We start from the raw sequence: 16,437 nt of genomic DNA, 5'->3' as shown, positions 1-16,437 counted from the left end.
GACGGAGGCGGGGCCGGGGGCGTGCTGGGGCTCGTCGACGCTGATGCCGAAGTCCGTGGCGAGGCCCGCGAGTCCACTGCCGTAGCCCTGGCCGACGGCACGGAACTTCCACGCGCCCTGCCTCCTGTAGAGCTCGCCGAGCACAAACGCGGTCTCGACGGTGGCGTCCTCGCTGTCGAACCGGGCGAGCTCCGCACCGCCCGAGGCGTCCAGCACACGGATGTACAGGCCCGGGACCCGGCCGAAACTGCCGCCGTCCGCGGACGCGGCGAGCACCACCGTCTCGATCGCGGGCTCCACCCGGCCGAAGTCCACCGAAAGGGTGTCGGTCACGGTGTCACCGGCGGTTCGCTTGCCTTCGTGGCGTACGGCGCCCGAGGAGTGTGCCGGCTGGTTGTAGAAGACGAAGTCCGCGTCGGAACGGACCTTTCCGGATACCAGCAGCAGCGCCGAGGCGTCGACGTCCGGCGCTCCCGGGCCGGTGCGCCAGCCCAGCTCGACCCGCACCGCCGACGCCGGAACCGGAACATTGCTGCCTTTGCGCATCGCCATGCTGTCCCCCTGCCTTTCTGATCTGTTCATTTCGGCCACGGACACACGATCATCGGACCGCGATCGGTAACCCGTCGAAAACGAGCTCTTTACAGGATCTCAACGTACCCTGCCGACCGTTTTTGCCAGATTCGCTCGGATTAGGGAACGCCGACCGCTCCCAGCCGGTAAAACAACCCTCTTACCGGACTCCCCAATCGGCACATCGTGGGCTTAACTTAAGGGCTATGACCTCCCCCCGCGGTAGCTACGGCAGCGGCTACTACTCCTCGTCGTCCTTCCCGGACACCCCCATCTACGACAGTCTCGTCGCCGAGCGGGGGACACCACAGATCGCGCCCATCCGAGTGGCCCCGCCGTACGACACCGGCAGCCACCTCCCGGCGTTGCCCTCCGCGCTTCCGGCGCTGCCGGCCGCGCCCTCCTCCTCGCAGTACAACCCCTCGCAGGGATACCAGATGGGTGGTGGGCAGCCGCAGCCCGGCGGGCTGCAGCAGACGCCCTCGCCGTACATCCCGCCGCAGTCGACGGGTCCGCGCGGCTACCCGGGGCCGCAGCAGCAGCCCCCGCAGCAGCAGCGTCCGGCGGCGCCCAACGGCTACGAGGCGATGCGCCCGGCCATGCCGCGCCCCGCCGCACCCCGGCCGGCGGCGCCCGCGCCGTCGCCGTACGAGGACCCCTACGGCCGTCAGCAGTACCAGGGCCGGCCGCAGCAGCCGGGGGCCGGTTACTGAGCCGCCCTGCGCGGCGGGGCCCGGCCCCGGATGGGGGCCGGGCCGGTCGAACCCGTGGGGTGACTTTGACACGACGCTGTCGGACCAGGCTGGCAAGATTGTCGGCATGGTCAATCCAGCGCTGAGCGCTATCCACGTGTACCCCGTCAAGTCGGTCGCGGGGACCGCTCCCCTCGAGGCGGTCGTCGAGCCGTGGGGGCTTGCGGGAGACCGGAGGTGGATGGTCGTCGAGCCCGGCGGACGGTATGTGACGCAGCGCCAGCAGGCCCGGATGGCGCTGGTTTCCGCCGAGCCGCTGCCCGGTGGCGGCATCCGGCTCAGTGCTGCCGACCATGAGCCGCTGACCGTCGCCGTGCCCGAGCCGGGGGACGCCGCGGCGGTGTCGACCGTGTGGCTGCACAAGGAAGCCGTCGAGGTGGTGTCGGCGGGCGCTGCGGCCGACGAATGGTTCAGCGGCTTTCTGGGCTCTCCGGTCCGCCTGGTCCATCTGGACGATCCGGCCCGCCGCCGGCCGCTGACTCCGGATTTCGCGCGCGGGGGCGAGACCGTGAGCCTCGCGGACGAGTTTCCGCTGCTGCTGACCACCACCGCGTCGCTGGACGCGCTCAACTCGCTCATCGCTCAAGGGGATCACCCGGACGAGGGGCCGCTGCCGATGAACCGCTTCCGGCCGAATGTGGTGATCGAGGGCACCGCGCCCTGGGCCGAGGACGACTGGCTGCGGATACGGATCGGCGAGGTCGTCTTCCGGGTCGCCAAGCCCTGTGCCCGGTGCGTGATCACCACCACCGACCAGGAGACCGCCGAGCGCGGCAAGGAGCCGCTGCGTACGCTGGCCCGCCACCGGCGCGCCGGCGATCAGCTCCTCTTCGGGCAGAACCTCGTCCCGGAATTCCCCGAGCTCCCCGAACTTCCCTCGGCCGTAGGGCTCTTGGGGGAAGGGCGCGGCGCGGGGACACTGCGGTTGGGCGACCGGGTGGAGATCCTCGAGTAGCCGATGGCCCCGTCCGGCCCGGCCATCAGGGCCGTTCGGCCCCTTTCCGATGAGTACACGGCCCCCGATGCTGATGACCAGGGCCTGGGAACCACCCTCGCCACCGGGGCGTGCCGGGCTCCCACTCCACTGCGGTGAGGAGCCACGGACGGGCGTGCCCCCGTGCGCGCGTGGGGCGCGAGACCGGAAGGGGAGTCCGGTCTCGCGCCCCACACAAACGTCAGCTCCACGCGAACGTCAGCTCCACGCGAACGTCGGCCCCACACGAGTCGGCACACCCCACGGCGATTCCCGGCCCAAGCGACATCACTCCGCCGCGCGCCGGTCCCTGATCCGTTCGGCGATGACCGCCGCCTGAATGCGCCGTCCCACGCCCAGCTTGGACAAGATCGTCGAGATGCGGTTCTTGACCGTCTTCTCGGCGAGGAACAGCCGCTCGGCGATCTGGCGGTTGGTCAGCCCTTCGCCGATGAGCTCCAGGATCTCCCGCTCGCGCGGCGACAGCCGCTCCAGCTCCACCGGTCCGCTGGGCTGCGGCCCGCGCAGCCGGGCCATCACCCGCGCGGTCGCGCCCGGGTCGAGCATGGACCGGCCGCCGGCCACGGTGCGTACGGCCGACACCAGGTCGGAGCCGTTGATCTGCTTGAGCACATAGCCCGCCGCCCCCGCCATGATGGCGTCGAAGAGCGCTTCGTCGTCGTCGAAGGAGGTGAGCATCAGACAGGCCAAATCGGGGAGCCGGGCCCGTAGTTCGCGGCACACCTCGATGCCCTCGTGGTCGCCGCCCTCGGCCGAGGAGCCGAGCCGTACGTCGAGCACCGCGACCCGGGGCCGGACGGCGGGGGCACGGGCGATGGCCTCGCGCGCGTTGGCCGCCTCCCCCACCACGCACAGGTCTGGCTCCGCGTCGAGCAGATCGCGCAGTCCGCGGCGCACCACCTCGTGGTCGTCGAGCAGAAAGACCCCGATGCGTGTCTCGGGCCTCGCGAGGTCGGCCGCCTCTGCCACTGCCTCTCCCTCCATGGCGCGCGGGACGCGCCGGTCGTGATCGGCCGCCCAGCTTTCCGCCCCGCCGCGGCGCGAGGTAAGGGGCCGTTCGGCCCCCGGCCGCCCGAACACCTGGCCGCGGGCCGCCTCAAGCCTTCTTCTGCTCCGCGATGAGCGGTCGCAGCACCCCGCGCAGATCCCGCTCGCTGAGCGGCACCAGCGCACGGGCAGCGAGCCGTCCACTGCCGTCGAGGAAGATGGTCGAGGGGATGGCCTGCGGGTTGACACTGCCCCGGGGGAGCTTGAGCACGATCCTGCCCATCTGGTCGTAGAGGCTGGGGTACGAGACGCCGTACTCCTCCTCGAACCTGATGGCCGCCTCCCGGCTCGGGTCCCGGGTGTTGATGCCGACGAACCGTACGCCCTCGGCCTCGGTCTCCTTGGCCACCTTCACCAGATTGGGCGCCTCGGCCCGGCACGGCGCGCAGTTCGAGCCCCAGAGGTTGACCACGACGACATGGCCCTTGTAGTCCGCGAGGTCCAGCGGCTTGCCCTCGAGGGTCTTGCCGGAGATCTCCCGCAGTTGCTTGCGCTCGCCCGGAGCGTAGCTGCTGATCACCTCGTTGCCGCCGCCCTGCTTCGAGGAGCCGTCCCCGGAGTCCCCGATGGAGCTCGTCCCCGCCCCGCAGGCCGACAGGAGGAGGGCGGCGGCCAGTACAGCGGCCGAACCGGAGGTGAAATGACGGGTGTTCATGCGATCAGCTTCGCAGGTCGCGGGCGCGTCCCGGCGCCCGGGTCCCAGTCCGTTCACGGCAATATGCCGCCGGTCACGGCGACACGCCACCGGTCACGGCCATACACCGCCGGTCATGGCGATATGCCGCCCGCGTACGGCCCGTACAGGTCCAGCAGGCGGGCGCGGGCGGACTGCAGCCGGCGTCCGATCACCTGGGCGCAGGCGAGGGCGAGCGCGTAGCCGAGCTCGGTGTCCTCGTCGCACAGCCTGCGTACTGCCTCCGCGTCGAATTCGTGTGCGCGCACCGGGCTGAGTGCCTCCGCGCCCAGATGCCAGGTGTCCGGCGGGAAGAGCCAGGACCAGCCGATCAGCTCGCCGGGGCCCAGCGTCTCGATCACGGCGGCGCGCCGGCCGGGGACGTGCAGATCGAGGGTGACCGAACCGGTGCGGATGATCCAGAAGCGGTCGGCCTTGCGCCCCTCCTCGAAGATGCGGCTGCCCGCGGGGAAGGACACTTCGCGGGCGAGCGCCATCAGCCGATCGCGGTGCTCCGTCTTGAGCGGGCTGAGAAGTCCCTTCATGTCCTCACTGTGCCGTCTCCCGCCCCTCCGCGCCCTTCGGCGGGCCGTGAGAGCGGGTCGCGAGCGCGGGCCGAAGGGCGGCCGTGCCCGGCTTGTGGCATGGTCGTACATGGGTCCTGAGGTCGCCGTCTCTCACGGAGTCACGCATGGGACCGCAAGCCACGCTCACCGACCGCGAGCTGCACAGCCTGGACGCCCACTGGCGGGCGCTGAACTACCTGGCGGCGGGCCAGATCTATCTGACCGGCAATCCGCTGCTGGCCGAGCCGTTGCGCCCCGAGCACATCAAACCGCGGCTGCTGGGCCACTGGGGCACCTGTCCCGGGCTGAACCTGGTCTACACGCATATGAACCGGGTGATCTCGGCACGTGACCTGGACGCGGTGTGCGTCTGGGGCCCGGGCCACGGCGGGCCGGCCGTGTTCGCCGGGGCCTGGCTGGACGGCACGTACGGGGAGCTGTGTCCGGACGTGGGGCGGGACCTCGCCGGGATGGCCCGGCTCTTCCGCCAGTTCTCCACGCCCGGCGGGGTGCCCAGCCATGCCTCGCCGCAGGTGCCCGGCTCGTTCCACGAGGGCGGCGAGCTCGGCTACTCCCTCGCGCACGGCTATGGCGCGGCGCTGGACAACCCCGGTCTGGTGGTCACCTGTGTGATCGGCGACGGGGAGGCGGAGACCGGGCCGCTGGCCGCGTCCTGGCATTCGAACAAGTTCCTGGATCCGGTGTACGACGGGGCCGTGCTGCCGGTGCTGCACCTCAACGGCTACAAGATCGCCAATCCTGCCGTGCTGGCCCGGCTGCCCGAGGGCGAGCTGGACGAGCTGCTGCGCGGCTACGGCCACGAGCCGCTGTACGTCACCGCCACCGCGGGTGCGGACCCGGCGCAGGCGCACCACGACATGGCGGCGGCGCTCGATCTCGCGCTGGACCGGATCGCCGCCTTCCAGCGGGCCGCGCGCGAGGGTGACGGGGCGCGGAAGCGGCCGCACTGGCCGTTGATCGTGCTGCGCACGCCCAAGGGCTGGACCGGCCCGGCCAAGGTGGACGGGGTCCCCGTGGAAGACACCTGGCGCGCCCATCAGGTGCCGCTCGCCGGGGTCCGGGAGGATCCGGGGCGGCTGCGGCAGCTGGAGCGGTGGCTGCGCTCGTACCGGCCGGACGAGCTCTTCGGCGCCGACGGCCGCCCGCGCCCCGAGGTACTGGTCTGTGTGCCGGCGGGCGACCGCAGGCTCGGCGCCAATCCGCACGCCAACGGCGGCCGGCTGCTGCGCGAGCTGCCGCTGCCCGATCTGGCCGGGCACGCCGTCGCCGTGGACAAGCCCGGCACCCGGCTGCACGAGCCGACGCGGGTGCTCGGCGGTTTGCTGCGCCAGGTGATGGCCGACACGGCCGAGCGCCGCGACTTCCGCCTGGTCGGGCCGGACGAGACGGCGTCCAACCGGCTGCAGGACGTGTACGCGGTGACGGACAAGGCCTGGCAGGCCGAGACGGTGGAGACGGATGAGCACCTGGGGCCGCACGGCCGGGTCATGGAGGTGCTGTCCGAGCATCTGTGCCAGGGCTGGCTCGAGGGGTATCTGCTGACCGGGCGGCACGGTCTGTTCTCCTCGTACGAGGCGTTCACCGACATCGTCGCGAGCATGGCCGCCCAGCACGTCAAGTGGGTCCAGACCGCGCGTACCATCCCCTGGCGGGCCCCGATCGCCGCTCTGAACTACCTGCTGACCTCACATGTGTGGCGGCAGGACCACAATGGTTTCTCGCATCAGAACCCCGGGTTCGTCGACCACGTCCTCAACAAGGACCCGTACACGGTGCGTGTGTACCTACCGCCGGACACCAACACCCTGCTGTGCGTCGCCGATCATGTGCTGCGCACCCGGGACGTGGTCAATGTGGTGGTGGCGGGCAAGCAGCCCTGTTTCGACTGGCTCGGCCCGCAGCCGGCCCGTGACCACTGCGCGCGCGGCCTCGGCATCTGGGAGTGGGCGGGGACGGAGCGGCCGGGCGACGAGCCGGAGGTGGTCCTCGCCTGCGCGGGGGACGTGCCGACCCAGGAGGTGCTGGCCGCGGCGTCGATCCTGCGTACGCGGCTGCCGGAGCTGGCCGTCCGGGTCGTGAACGTCGTCGACATGACCAAGCTGCTGCCGCGTCAGCGGCATCCGCACGGGCTGACGGACCTCGAGTTCGACGCCGTGTTCACCCGCGACCGGCCGGTGATCTTCGCGTATCACGGCTATCCGTGGCTGATCCACCGGCTCACCTACCGGCGGGCCGTCCACCCGCGGCTCCATGTGCGCGGCTACCAGGAGATGGGCACCACGACCACGCCCTTCGACATGGTCGTACGCAATGACCTCGACCGCTATCGGCTGGTCATGGACGTGCTGGACCGGGTGCCTGGACTCGCGGTGCGCGCCGCCGGGCTGCGCCAGGCCATGGCGGACATGCGCCATCGGCACCACGACTGGATCCGGCGGCACGGTGTGGATCTGCCGGAGGTGGTGCAGTGGAGCTGGCCGGGATGAGCAGACTGAGCGGATTGCTGGGCAGCGGTAGCCGATAGAAAGCGGTACGCGGCCGAGTAAATTGCGGGCGCCGTACGTCCACTTCCGTTCACAAATGGTGCCCGAGTCGTCATCGCCGGTCCTGGCATGCGCGGGCGGCCCATGGCCCGTATCCTCGGCTCCTTCATCGACCCTGCTGTCGCTCGCACTCGTCAACGGGAGGCACCGGTGCCGGCGCAACCCCGCCTGTGGTCCGCCGATCCAGCCGATCAAGCCGCCGAACGTCTGCTGCAGCGCCGCTTCACCGCACGCGAGCTGCCGGTGCTGCGCGTGCAGATCGAGGAGTGCGCGGCCTGGGCCGGGCTGGCCGAGACCCGCCGGGGCGACTTCGTCCTGGCCGTGGACGCGGTCGCCACCAACGCGGTGGAGCACGCGGGCGGGCAGGGGGCCCTGCTGCTGCGCCGGGTCGGCAACGAGTTGGAGTGCCGGATCAGCGACTCCGGCCCCGGTTTCTCCGAGGACGTCATCCCCCGGATCCTGCCGGGCCTGGACGGCGCGACCAGCGGACGCGGGCTGTGGCTGACCCGCCTGGTCACCGACCGGCTCGCGGTCAGCGCAGGCGCGGTGGGGGCCGTGGTGACGCTCGCCATGCGGCTGCGCTGAACTGCTCCATCGGCCACCCACGCTCACCCGCCCGCGCCGCCCGCCCGCGCTCACCCGCCCTCTTGTGCTCACCGGCCCGCCACGCGCGCTGACCGGTCCCTACTCCCCCGGCCGCCTCCCGGCAGGACAATGGGTAGGAACACATCCATGTGCGGACATGAGAGGCGGTGGGCGCGGTGGAGCTACCCGTCGTGGTGGGGGTGGACGGTTCGGACGCCGCCTTCGACGCACTGGACTGGGCGGCCTGCATGGCCGCGCGGCGCGGGCTGGCGCTGCGCATCGTCCACGCGTCCCTGTGGGAGCGCTACGAGGGCTATATCCCCACGACCTCGTCGGACCGCCCGGCCGAGCGGGTCCACAGCGAGGCCGTGCTGGCCATGGCCGCCGAGCGGGCGGGGCGGCGCGCCTCGGCGCTCAAGGTGATGACCGACGTGGCGCCCGACGACGCGGTGACGGCCCTGCTGCGTGCCGGGCAGAGCGCGGACGCGGTGGTCGTGGGTTCGCGGGGGCGCGGGGAGTTCGCGTCCCTGCTGCTGGGCTCGGTGGGGCTGGGGATCGCGGCCCGCGCGCACTGTCCGGTGGTGGTGGTCCGCGGCCGCCCGGAGAATGTGCAGGGCCGGCTGAACCGGGTGACGGTGGGCATCGCCGAGCGCGAGCGCCCCAGCGGGCCCGAATACGGCGCGGGCGCGGCCGCGAACGCCTTCGCGCTGCTCGAGGCGCGGCTGCGCGGCTGCGAGCTGGAGGCGGTGCACGCCTGGCGTTACGCGGCCGCCGAGGCGGCCGGGGAGCACGGGAGCCCCGAGGACCAGGCCCGACGCGCCGGCGAACTGCTCGACGAGGCGCTTGGCGGCGCCTCGGCGGCGGCGCTGCCGCCCGTACCGGTGGCGCACCGCGTGGTCGAGGCATCGCCCCGCAAGGCCCTGCTGGACGCCTCGGCGCACTCCGACCTGCTGGTGGTGGGGGCGCGGCGGCGGCACGGCCACTTCGGCATGCAGCTGGGCCTGGTCAATCACGCGGTACTGCACCATGCGCAGTGCCCGGTGGCGGTGGTCCCGCAGAGCTGAGCGCGGTGAGCGGCTTGAGCACTCGGGCGACTTGGGCACTCCCGCCCCTGAAGGGCTTCAGCGCGGCTAGGCTGCCGTCAAGCGGCTGACGGGCACGACGGAGGCCAGGTGTCGGGCACTGCGGATCAGGGGCGCCATCCGGCACTGCCCCAACTGAGTCTGGACCAGCTCCTCCACGAGTTGCAGGCGCGGCTCGACGCGGCGCGCGCCACGCAGGGCCGTACGCACAACCTGCTCGAGGCGGTGCTCAGTGTCGGCCGGGAGCTGGATCTGGAGCAGGTGCTGCGGCGGATCGTGGAGGCCGCGGTGGTGCTGGCCGACGCGGAGTACGGCGCGCTGGGCGTGGTCGACCAGCACCGGCTGTCGCAGTTTCTGCCGGTGGGCATATCCGAGGAGCTGGCGCGGCGTATAGGGCCGCTGCCCGGCGGCCATGGGCTGCTCGGCGAGCTGATCCGCCGTCCGCAGCCGCTGCGGCTGACGGATCTGGCCGCGCACCCGTCCAGCCAGGGCTTTCCGGATCACCATCCGCCCATGCGGTCGTTCCTGGGGGTTCCGATCCGGGTCCGCGACGAGGTCTTCGGGATTCTGTATCTGACCGAGAAGCGCGGCGGCGCGGGCTTCGACTCCGAGGACGAGGCGGTGCTGACCACCTTGTCGGTGGCGGCGGGCGTGGCCATCGACAACGCCCGGCTGTATCACGAGAGCAGGCGCCGCGAGCAGTGGCTGGAGGCGTCGGGGGTGATCACCCGGACGCTGCTGGCCGGCACCCCGTCGGGCGAGGCGCTGAGCCTGATCGCCCGCCTCGCTCTGCAGGTGTCCCTGGCCGATTCGGCGGCGGTGCTGCTGCCGGCCGAGGGGACGGACAGCCTGCTGGTGGAGGTGGCCGAGGGCCATGACGCGGAGCGGCTGGGCGGGCAGGTGGTGCCGTCGGACGGGTCGCTGGCCGGCCTTGCCGCGCGTACCGGCCGGCCCGCGGTCAGTGGCGACATACGGAACGATCCGCGGGCCTGGCCGATCCCGGCCCGGGAGGGGGAGTTCGGCCCGCTGGTGGCCGTGCCGCTGGTCGCGGGCGAGCGGAGTTCGGGGGCGCTGCGGCTGTGCCGGCTCGCCGGGCGGCCGCCGTTCGACGACCACGAGGTGGCGCTGCTCTCCGGGTTCGCGGCGCAGGCGGCGCTGGCGCTGGAACTGGCCCGGCACCGCGCCGAGTCGGAGCGGCTGGCGCTGCGCCACGACCGCGACCGGATCGCGCGCGATCTGCACGACCTGGCGATCCAGCGGCTGTTCGCGACGGGTCTGACGCTGCAGAGCGCGGGCCGGCTGATCAAGCACCCGGAGGCGGCGGAGCGGGTGGGGCGGGCAGTGGACGACCTGGACGAGACCATCAAGATCATCCGCTCCACGATCTTCGCGCTGCGGGTGGTCGGGGACGGCGACGCCGAGGCCACCGGTCTGCGCTGGCGTCTGGTCAAGGCCGTCCGGTCGGCGTCCGATGTGCTCGGCTTCACCCCGTCGCTGGTGGTGGACGGCCCGGTGGACACGGATGTGCCGGACGAGGTGGCCGATCAGGTGCTGGCGGTGCTCGCCGAGGCGCTGAGCAACACCGCCAGGCATGCGCACGCACGGCGGGTGGACGTACGGCTGAGCGTCGGGGCGGAGGTCACCTTGACCGTCACGGACGACGGGGTGGGCATGGGCGGCAGCGCGCCCAGCGGCGGCCTGATCAACATGCGCTCCAGGGCCCAACTCCACGACGGCACGCTGCACATCGAGGTGCCCGAGGCGGGGGGTACGCGGCTGGTGTGGCGGGTGCCCCTGGCATCCGGCCGACCTTACGCGACGGAAGGCCCGACCTCGTGATATTGCTCTCTCTTCGACGAATCCACGTATTTCCGGCCCGGTATGCGGTATCCACGAATGGGGAAGGGGGTGCGTGAGCATGCGGACGATCCGCGGACTGTGGCGCTGGCGGCGCAACCCGCTGCGCCGTGGGACGGACCTCGCCGAGGCGTGGGCGGCGCTGCTCGCCGTACTGCTCATCGTCCTCGTGGCCCCCGCGGTCGGCTGGATGGCGGGCTCCCTCACGAATGGGGCGCTCCAGGAGGCCGTGCGCGAGCAGCGGTCGCATCGTCAGTTGGTCACGGCGACCGTGGTGAAGGTCCTGCCGCACCCCCGTATCGACTCCGACCCGGAGACCGCCTCGGCGCGTGATGCGCACCGCCGGGTGTTCGCCAAGTGGACCGGCCCGGACGGCAGCAGGCACTCCGGGGCGCTCGGCACCCACCCGGGCGCCGACGCGGGCGAGCAGTTCCGGATCTGGACCGACGGACAGGGCCGGCCGACGGGCCGCCCGCTGGACGAGGCGACCGCCGTCACCCATGCCGTGCTGGCCGGGTTGGGCGCGGGAGCGGCCTCGGCGGGGCTGTTCGAGGGCACCCGGCGGCTGGTCGTATGGCGGCTGATGCGCAGGCGCTACGCCCAGTGGGACATCGAGTGGGAGCGGGCCGGCCAGGACTGGGGCCGGGCGGGTGCAGGCAGTTGACGGCCGGGGGCCACCGCGTCGCCCCGCGCTGAGGCGCGGGACCGGAGCGAAGCGTTCCGGCCACGGCCGCGTCAATACACCGCCCGCCACGCACGCTACGGTGGGGCCTTCACAGCACAGTGGCACAGTCGCACGCAGCCGGCATACGCACGAGGTGGGGGCACAACAGCACCATGGCACAGGGCTCGGTCGTCCAGGTGACGCACAGCGGAACGTCGCGGTGGCGGCGGCGCACAGGAGAGTACGCCTCCCTCTCGGCGGCCCTGGAGGCCGCGGGGGACGGTGATGTGCTCTCCATCTCCCCCGGCACCTACCGCGAGAATCTGGTGGTGGGCCGGGCCGTCACCCTGCGCGGCCCCGAGGGTTCCGGGCGCGGCTCGGTACGGATCGCCCCGGCCGACGGCGTCGCCCTGACCATACGCGCGTCCGCGGTGATCCAGGATCTGCATATCGAGGGCCAGGATTCGGCCTCGCCCGCGCTGCTCGTCGAGGAGGGCACCCCGGAAGTCTCGGATGTGCGGGTGGCGACGCGTTCGGCGGTGGGAATCGAGGTGCGCGGCAGCGCCCGGCCCACCGTGCGGCGCTGCACCGTGGACAATCCGGCGGGCGTGGGGGTCAGCGTGCTCGACGGGGCCGGTGGGGTGTTCGAGGACTGTGAGGTGGTGGCGGCGGGCCAGTCGGGCGTCGATGTGCGCGGCGGCGGGCATCCGCGGCTCGAGCGCTGCCGGGTGCACCACGCCTCGGGCGCGGGGCTGTCGCTGACCGGCGAGGGCAGTGCGCTGGAGGCGGTGGGCTGTGAGGTGTACGAGGTCAGAGGCGCCGGTGTGCAGGTCTCGGGGCGGGCCACGGGGTCTTTGACCGACTGCCGGGTGCACCGTACGACCGGCGACGGCATCAACCTGGACACGGACGCGGTACTGACCCTCGCGGACTGCGATATCCACGACGTCCCGGAGAACGCGATCGACCTGCGGTCCCGGTCGGTGCTGACCCTGACCCGCTCGAAGGTGCGCCGGTTCGGGCGCAACGGCCTGTCGGTATGGGACCCGGGCACGCGCGTGGACGCCAACCAGTGCGAGCTGCACGAGAGTACGGGCGACTATCCCGCGGTGTGGGTGAGCGACGGGGCGACGGCGGTCCTGGACTCGTGCCGGGTGCACGACGTACCGGACGCGCTGTTCGTACTCGACCGGGGCTCGCGCGTGGACGTCGTCGACAGCGATCTGTCGCAGGTGCGCAACACGGCGGTGTCGGTGAGCGACGGGGCGACCGCGCAGCTGGACGACTGCCGGATCCGCGAGGCGGCGACGGGCGCCTGGTTCCGTGACCACGGCAGCGGCGGCACGCTGGCGGGCTGCACCATCGACGGGGCCTCGACCGGCGTGATCGTCACCAAGGGCGCCGACCCCAGGGTCGAGCGCACCACGGTCACCTCCCCCACCGAGGCCGGTTTCTATGTGTCGGCCGAGGGCCGCGGCACGTTCCACAACTGCCGGGTGACGGGCAGCAGCGGCTACGGCTTCCACATCATCGACGGCTGCCGGTCCACCTTGACCCGGTGCCGTACGGAACGGTGCTCGCGCGGCGGTTACGAGTTCTCCGAGGCCGGTCCGGTCGTGGAGGACTGCACGAGCGACGAGAGCGCGGCCACGCCCGCCGCGCGGTCGGCCGCCCCGGCGGCCGGGACTCCCGCGGTGGAGACCGCCACATCGACGGGCGGGCTGCTGGGGAGCATTCCGGCGCAGCGCACGGCCGAGAGCGCCGCCGCCCCGGCCGCGCCCGCAGCCCCCGCGGTGGAGGTGCGTCCGTCCACGACCGTACTGGGCGAACTGGACGCGCTGGTGGGCCTGGAGAGCGTCAAGCGCGAGGTGCGCGCCCTCACCGACATGATCGAGGTGGGCCGGCGCCGCCAGGAGGCGGGGCTCAAGGCCGCGTCGGTGCGCCGCCATCTGGTCTTCACCGGCTCCCCCGGCACCGGCAAGACGACGGTGGCCCGGCTGTACGGGGAGATCCTGGCCTCGCTCGGGGTGCTGGAGCGCGGCCATCTGGTGGAGGTCTCCCGGGTGGACCTGGTCGGCGAGCACATCGGCTCGACGGCGATCCGCACCCAGGAGGCGTTCGACCGGGCGCGCGGCGGTGTGCTGTTCATCGATGAGGCGTACGCGCTGTCGCCGGAGGACTCCGGCCGGGACTTCGGCCGTGAGGCGATCGACACGCTGGTGAAGCTGATGGAGGACCACCGGGAAGCGGTGGTGGTCATCGTGGCCGGCTACACCGAGGAGATGCAGCGCTTTCTGTCCGTCAACCCGGGCGTGGCGTCCCGCTTCTCGCGCACCATCACCTTCGGGGACTACGCCCCGGAGGAGCTGCTGCGGATCGTGGAACAGCAGGCGGAGGAGCACGAGTACCGGATCGGCGAGGGCGCGGCCGAGTCGCTGCTGAAGTACTTCACGGCGATCCCCAAGGGCCCGGCGTTCGGCAACGGCCGCACCGCCCGCCAGACCTTCGAGGCCATGGTCGAGCGGCACGCGGGCCGGGTGGCGCAGCTGACCGACCCGAGCACGGACGACCTCACGCTGCTCTACCCGGAGGACCTGCCCGAGCTCTTGTGAGACGGCGGGCCGGAGCTCTTGTGAGACGCCGGGTGCTGTTCCGGGAGGCGGGCCAGCAGGCCGGCCCGCTCCCGGTCGAAGGTGGGGTCGGCCTGGTAGTCCGCGTGGCCGAGGATCGGGGCGGGCAGCGGGTGGTCGGGGGTACGGCCGTAGGCGAGCGGGTCCTTGAGCCCGTCGTGGTCCACCTCGGGCCCGGTGCCGTCCGGCAGCCGGATGGGGCCGCCTATGGGGTCGGTGTACCGCCACAGGTTGCGCCAGCAGCGCACCTCGTCGTGCAGGGAGCACAGCTCGGCCGTGCCGAAGTAGGCGGGGAACCAGCGCCCGTACAGCCGCTCCAGGGGTGAGCCGTAGGTCAGCAGCGCGACCCGGCCGCGGGTGCGCCGGTCGACCTGCCAGACCGCGGCGGCGGCCAGCACGCTGCCCTGGGAGTGGCCGGAGATCACCAGCCGGCCGCCGTGGCGCCGGGTCCAGGTCTCCATCCGCCAGGTCAGGTCGGGCACGGCCCGCTCGGCGTAGCAGGGGGGCGCGAAGGGGTGGGCGGCGCGCGGCCAGAAGGTGCCCACGTCCCACAGGATGCCGATGGTGCGGCGGGCTGAGGGGCTGCGGTAGGCGCGCCGGGCCCAGGTGACGAGCAGCAGGAACGCCAGGCCCATCAGCCAGGAGCCGAGCGCCTGCGCGGTCTGGGCGGCGGCCTCGATCACCGGGGGCGCGCCGTCGGCGGCCCGTCCCGGCACCTGGTGGCTGGCCCAGGCCCCGACGACCGCGGCCGCGCCGAGGAGCAGGGTGGCCAGGGCGACGGGGCCGACGATGCCCGGGGCGGAGTCGGTGAGCCCGGCGCGGGCGACCACCCCCGCGATCTTGCGCGTGCGCACGCTGTCGGGCCGCTCCCCCGGGTAGCCGTCGGGCACGGTACGGACCAGCCGGCGCCGCACCCGCCACACCCGGACGGCGAAGAACAGGGCCACCAGCACCACCACGAGCAGCACGGTCGGGATGACCGCGGCCTGCCAGGACAGCAGGACCGGCGGCCCGTCCATCGGGGCGCCGCTGTCCATGCCGGGCGTGGCGTCGCCGTCCAGCCAGTCGGCGACGCGCTGGGCGACGCCGCCGCAGAGCACCGCGCCGAGCCCGCAGGCCAGCATCGCCACGGCCGGACCGGCCAGGCCGCGCAGCGGGGTGCGCCCGGCGGGCGCCGCGCGGTGCAGCGCCAGGGCGCAGCCGGCCAGGGCGACGACCAGGGTGCCCTGGATGAGTGCGAGGACGCCGAAGGTCGAGTCCCCGGGCAGCCGCCCCTGGGAGGTCCAGCCGGGCCGGGACCAGCCGGCGTACAGCATGGCCAGGGCAAGCAGGCCGAGGGCGGCGCCGGGCAGGGCGGTGGTGGTGACCCGGTCCAGCTCGTCGTCGAGTTTGGTCTCGCTGCGGCCCCGGCGGCAGACCACGTACACCACGAGCACGCCGCCCGTGCCGAGCAGGGCGAGCAGCAGCCATCCGATGGCGTCGAGGAAGGCGCTGCCGCCCGGCTCGCGGTCATGGGCGGCGGTGGCCACGGTGAGGCCCGCCGCGACGGTCAGGAAACACGCGGCGGTGTGCGCGGCGCGCAGCCGGGCGACGATCCTGCGGCCGTACCAGAAGCCGGGCAGGCACAGCGCGGCGCGGTTGCCCGAGGCGGGGTCGGACTCGTCCACCGGCCGGCGCAGCGGGGGCTGTGACTCGTACGCGCTCCAGGTGCGGTTGGACAGGTACCACAGCAGCCCGCCGAGCGCGGTGGGCACGAGCGAGGCCAGGGCGAGGCGGCGGCCGGGCTGGCTCCACCAGCCGTGGTCCCGGGGCGACATGAAGCCGAGCCAGGACCTGTGGCCGCCGCAGGAATGGGAGCCGGCGCACTGCCAGGCCACCAGGTCGAGCGCCACCTCGCAGGCCCCGGCGAGCAGCAGGACGGTCAGGCTCAGCGCGATCAGCCGCACCAGGAGGCCGTAGCCGCGCACGGTGCGCTCGCGCCGGTCGGCGGCGGGCCGCATCCAGTGGGCGAGGTTGGCGACCATGAAGGGCAGCAGGAGCAGCCACAGCGCGCGGGCCCCGTTGCCGGAGGTGAGGTTGGACCAGCAGTAGGCCTCACGGACCGGCGATTCGCGGTAGTCCTGCGGGCGGTCCTCGGCGTCGGCGTCCTCGATGCGCCGGTAGATCCCCGCGGTCTCGTCGCCGGTGACCAGCACGGTCCGCGGGTCGGTGAGCATTTCCTGCGGGGTGGTCCCGCCGACGCCGTGGACCAGTAACTCCAGGTCGGGCGGGGGCCCTCCGCCCGCTTCGGCCGCCGTTTCCGCACTCGTACGCATCGCCTGTGCCACCGTGCCCCCCGATCCCGGTGTGGTCGTTCCGTCCAGGATCGTGCCCTCGGCGCGGGCGCCCGACGCGGCAGCGCCGGGCGTGGCGAAATCGTAATCCCGGGGTTCGGAGACGATCGTGTGTCC

At 73.0% G+C, this 16,437-nt stretch carries 13 protein-coding genes; 8 read left to right on the top strand and 5 right to left on the bottom strand.

The genetic code is table 11. The annotated features are described in order from the left end of the window. Positions 1-546, bottom strand: a 546-nt coding sequence (locus tag CCN51_RS30025) for a TerD family protein (protein ID WP_143675923.1), incomplete at its 3' end; no start/stop codon positions are given. A 233-nt stretch (positions 547-779) separates the two neighbouring features. Here CCN51_RS30025 and CCN51_RS30020 point away from each other — a divergent pair. Together CCN51_RS30020 and CCN51_RS30015 are read left to right on the top strand one after the other, a co-directional pair. Further along, complete coding sequence (locus CCN51_RS30020; protein ID WP_014181871.1) at positions 780-1,286, top strand: DUF6643 family protein; 507 nt, start codon at positions 780-782, stop codon at positions 1,284-1,286. Positions 1,287-1,392: 106 nt separating this feature from the next. Next, a complete protein-coding gene (locus CCN51_RS30015) occupies positions 1,393-2,280 on the top strand; it encodes an MOSC domain-containing protein (protein WP_078610782.1) in 888 nt (295 codons plus the stop codon). 306 nt (positions 2,281-2,586) lie between these two features. Here the strand turns inward: CCN51_RS30015 and CCN51_RS30010 are convergent, their stop codons facing one another. The 3 genes from CCN51_RS30010 to CCN51_RS30000 all read right to left on the bottom strand — a co-directional run bounded on the left by CCN51_RS30010 (position 2,587) and on the right by CCN51_RS30000 (position 4,584). After that, entirely contained in the window at positions 2,587-3,303 is a 717-nt protein-coding gene (locus CCN51_RS30010) for a response regulator (RefSeq protein ID WP_043492601.1), read from the bottom strand. 112 nt (positions 3,304-3,415) lie between these two features. Further along, a complete protein-coding gene (locus CCN51_RS30005) occupies positions 3,416-4,021 on the bottom strand; it encodes a TlpA family protein disulfide reductase (protein ID WP_014181868.1) in 606 nt (201 codons plus the stop codon). A gap of 113 nt (positions 4,022-4,134) precedes the next feature. Continuing rightward, the gene (locus CCN51_RS30000; RefSeq protein ID WP_014181867.1) at positions 4,135-4,584 is read right to left on the bottom strand and encodes a cyclic nucleotide-binding domain-containing protein; all 450 of its coding nucleotides are present in this window, start codon (positions 4,582-4,584) and stop codon (positions 4,135-4,137) included. A gap of 146 nt (positions 4,585-4,730) precedes the next feature. Here CCN51_RS30000 and CCN51_RS29995 point away from each other — a divergent pair, with 146 nt between their 5' ends. The 6 genes from CCN51_RS29995 (at position 4,731) to CCN51_RS29970 (ending at position 13,969) form a co-directional block, all read left to right on the top strand. After that, the gene (locus CCN51_RS29995) at positions 4,731-7,112 is read left to right on the top strand and encodes a phosphoketolase family protein (RefSeq protein ID WP_014181866.1); all 2,382 of its coding nucleotides are present in this window, start codon (positions 4,731-4,733) and stop codon (positions 7,110-7,112) included. A gap of 207 nt (positions 7,113-7,319) precedes the next feature. Further along, positions 7,320-7,754: an ATP-binding protein gene (locus tag CCN51_RS29990; RefSeq protein ID WP_014181865.1), complete on the top strand. Its 435-nt coding sequence runs from the start codon at positions 7,320-7,322 to the stop codon at positions 7,752-7,754. 167 nt (positions 7,755-7,921) lie between these two features. Beyond that, positions 7,922-8,818 carry a universal stress protein gene (locus tag CCN51_RS29985; RefSeq protein ID WP_014181864.1) on the top strand — a complete coding sequence of 299 codons (897 nt, stop codon included), beginning with the start codon at positions 7,922-7,924 and terminating at the stop codon, positions 8,816-8,818. Positions 8,819-8,926: 108 nt separating this feature from the next. Beyond that, a complete protein-coding gene (locus CCN51_RS29980) occupies positions 8,927-10,675 on the top strand; it encodes a sensor histidine kinase (RefSeq protein ID WP_014181863.1) in 1,749 nt (582 codons plus the stop codon). Positions 10,676-10,754: 79 nt separating this feature from the next. Beyond that, positions 10,755-11,357, top strand: a complete 603-nt coding sequence (locus CCN51_RS29975) for an Rv1733c family protein (RefSeq protein WP_014181862.1) — start codon at positions 10,755-10,757, stop codon at positions 11,355-11,357. Positions 11,358-11,530: 173 nt separating this feature from the next. Beyond that, positions 11,531-13,969, top strand: coding sequence for a right-handed parallel beta-helix repeat-containing protein (locus CCN51_RS29970; RefSeq protein ID WP_014181861.1), 2,439 nt, complete (start codon positions 11,531-11,533; stop codon positions 13,967-13,969). Here CCN51_RS29970 and CCN51_RS29965 read toward each other — a convergent pair. After that, entirely contained in the window at positions 13,939-16,302 is a 2,364-nt protein-coding gene (locus tag CCN51_RS29965; RefSeq protein WP_106436777.1) for an alpha/beta hydrolase family protein, read from the bottom strand. The genes CCN51_RS29970 and CCN51_RS29965 overlap by 31 nt on opposite strands. Between the last annotated feature and the right edge of the window lie 135 nt (positions 16,303-16,437).

Origin of the sequence: Streptomyces milbemycinicus, assembly GCF_002154605.1 — a bacterium.
Taxonomy (GTDB): Bacteria; Actinomycetota; Actinomycetes; order Streptomycetales; family Streptomycetaceae; genus Streptomyces; species Streptomyces milbemycinicus.
Note: the sequence above shows the minus strand (reverse complement) of the source record. Positions and strands in the feature narration are given on the sequence as shown.

What these genes read in the sequence shown, in the direction of transcription:
- CCN51_RS30020 (WP_014181871.1), top strand. Translation starts at nt 780, where the DNA reads ATGACCTCCCCCCGCGGTAGCTACGGCAGCGGCTACTACTCCTCGTCG.
- CCN51_RS30015 (WP_078610782.1), top strand. Translation starts at nt 1,393, where the DNA reads ATGGTCAATCCAGCGCTGAGCGCTATCCACGTGTACCCCGTCAAGTCG.
- CCN51_RS30010 (WP_043492601.1), bottom strand. Translation starts at nt 3,303, where the DNA reads ATGGAGGGAGAGGCAGTGGCAGAGGCGGCCGACCTCGCGAGGCCCGAG.
- CCN51_RS30005 (WP_014181868.1), bottom strand. Translation starts at nt 4,021, where the DNA reads ATGAACACCCGTCATTTCACCTCCGGTTCGGCCGCTGTACTGGCCGCC.
- CCN51_RS30000 (WP_014181867.1), bottom strand. Translation starts at nt 4,584, where the DNA reads ATGAAGGGACTTCTCAGCCCGCTCAAGACGGAGCACCGCGATCGGCTG.
- CCN51_RS29995 (WP_014181866.1), top strand. Translation starts at nt 4,731, where the DNA reads ATGGGACCGCAAGCCACGCTCACCGACCGCGAGCTGCACAGCCTGGAC.
- CCN51_RS29975 (WP_014181862.1), top strand. Translation starts at nt 10,755, where the DNA reads ATGCGGACGATCCGCGGACTGTGGCGCTGGCGGCGCAACCCGCTGCGC.
- CCN51_RS29970 (WP_014181861.1), top strand. Translation starts at nt 11,531, where the DNA reads ATGGCACAGGGCTCGGTCGTCCAGGTGACGCACAGCGGAACGTCGCGG.
- CCN51_RS29965 (WP_106436777.1), bottom strand. Translation starts at nt 16,302, where the DNA reads ATGCGTACGAGTGCGGAAACGGCGGCCGAAGCGGGCGGAGGGCCCCCG.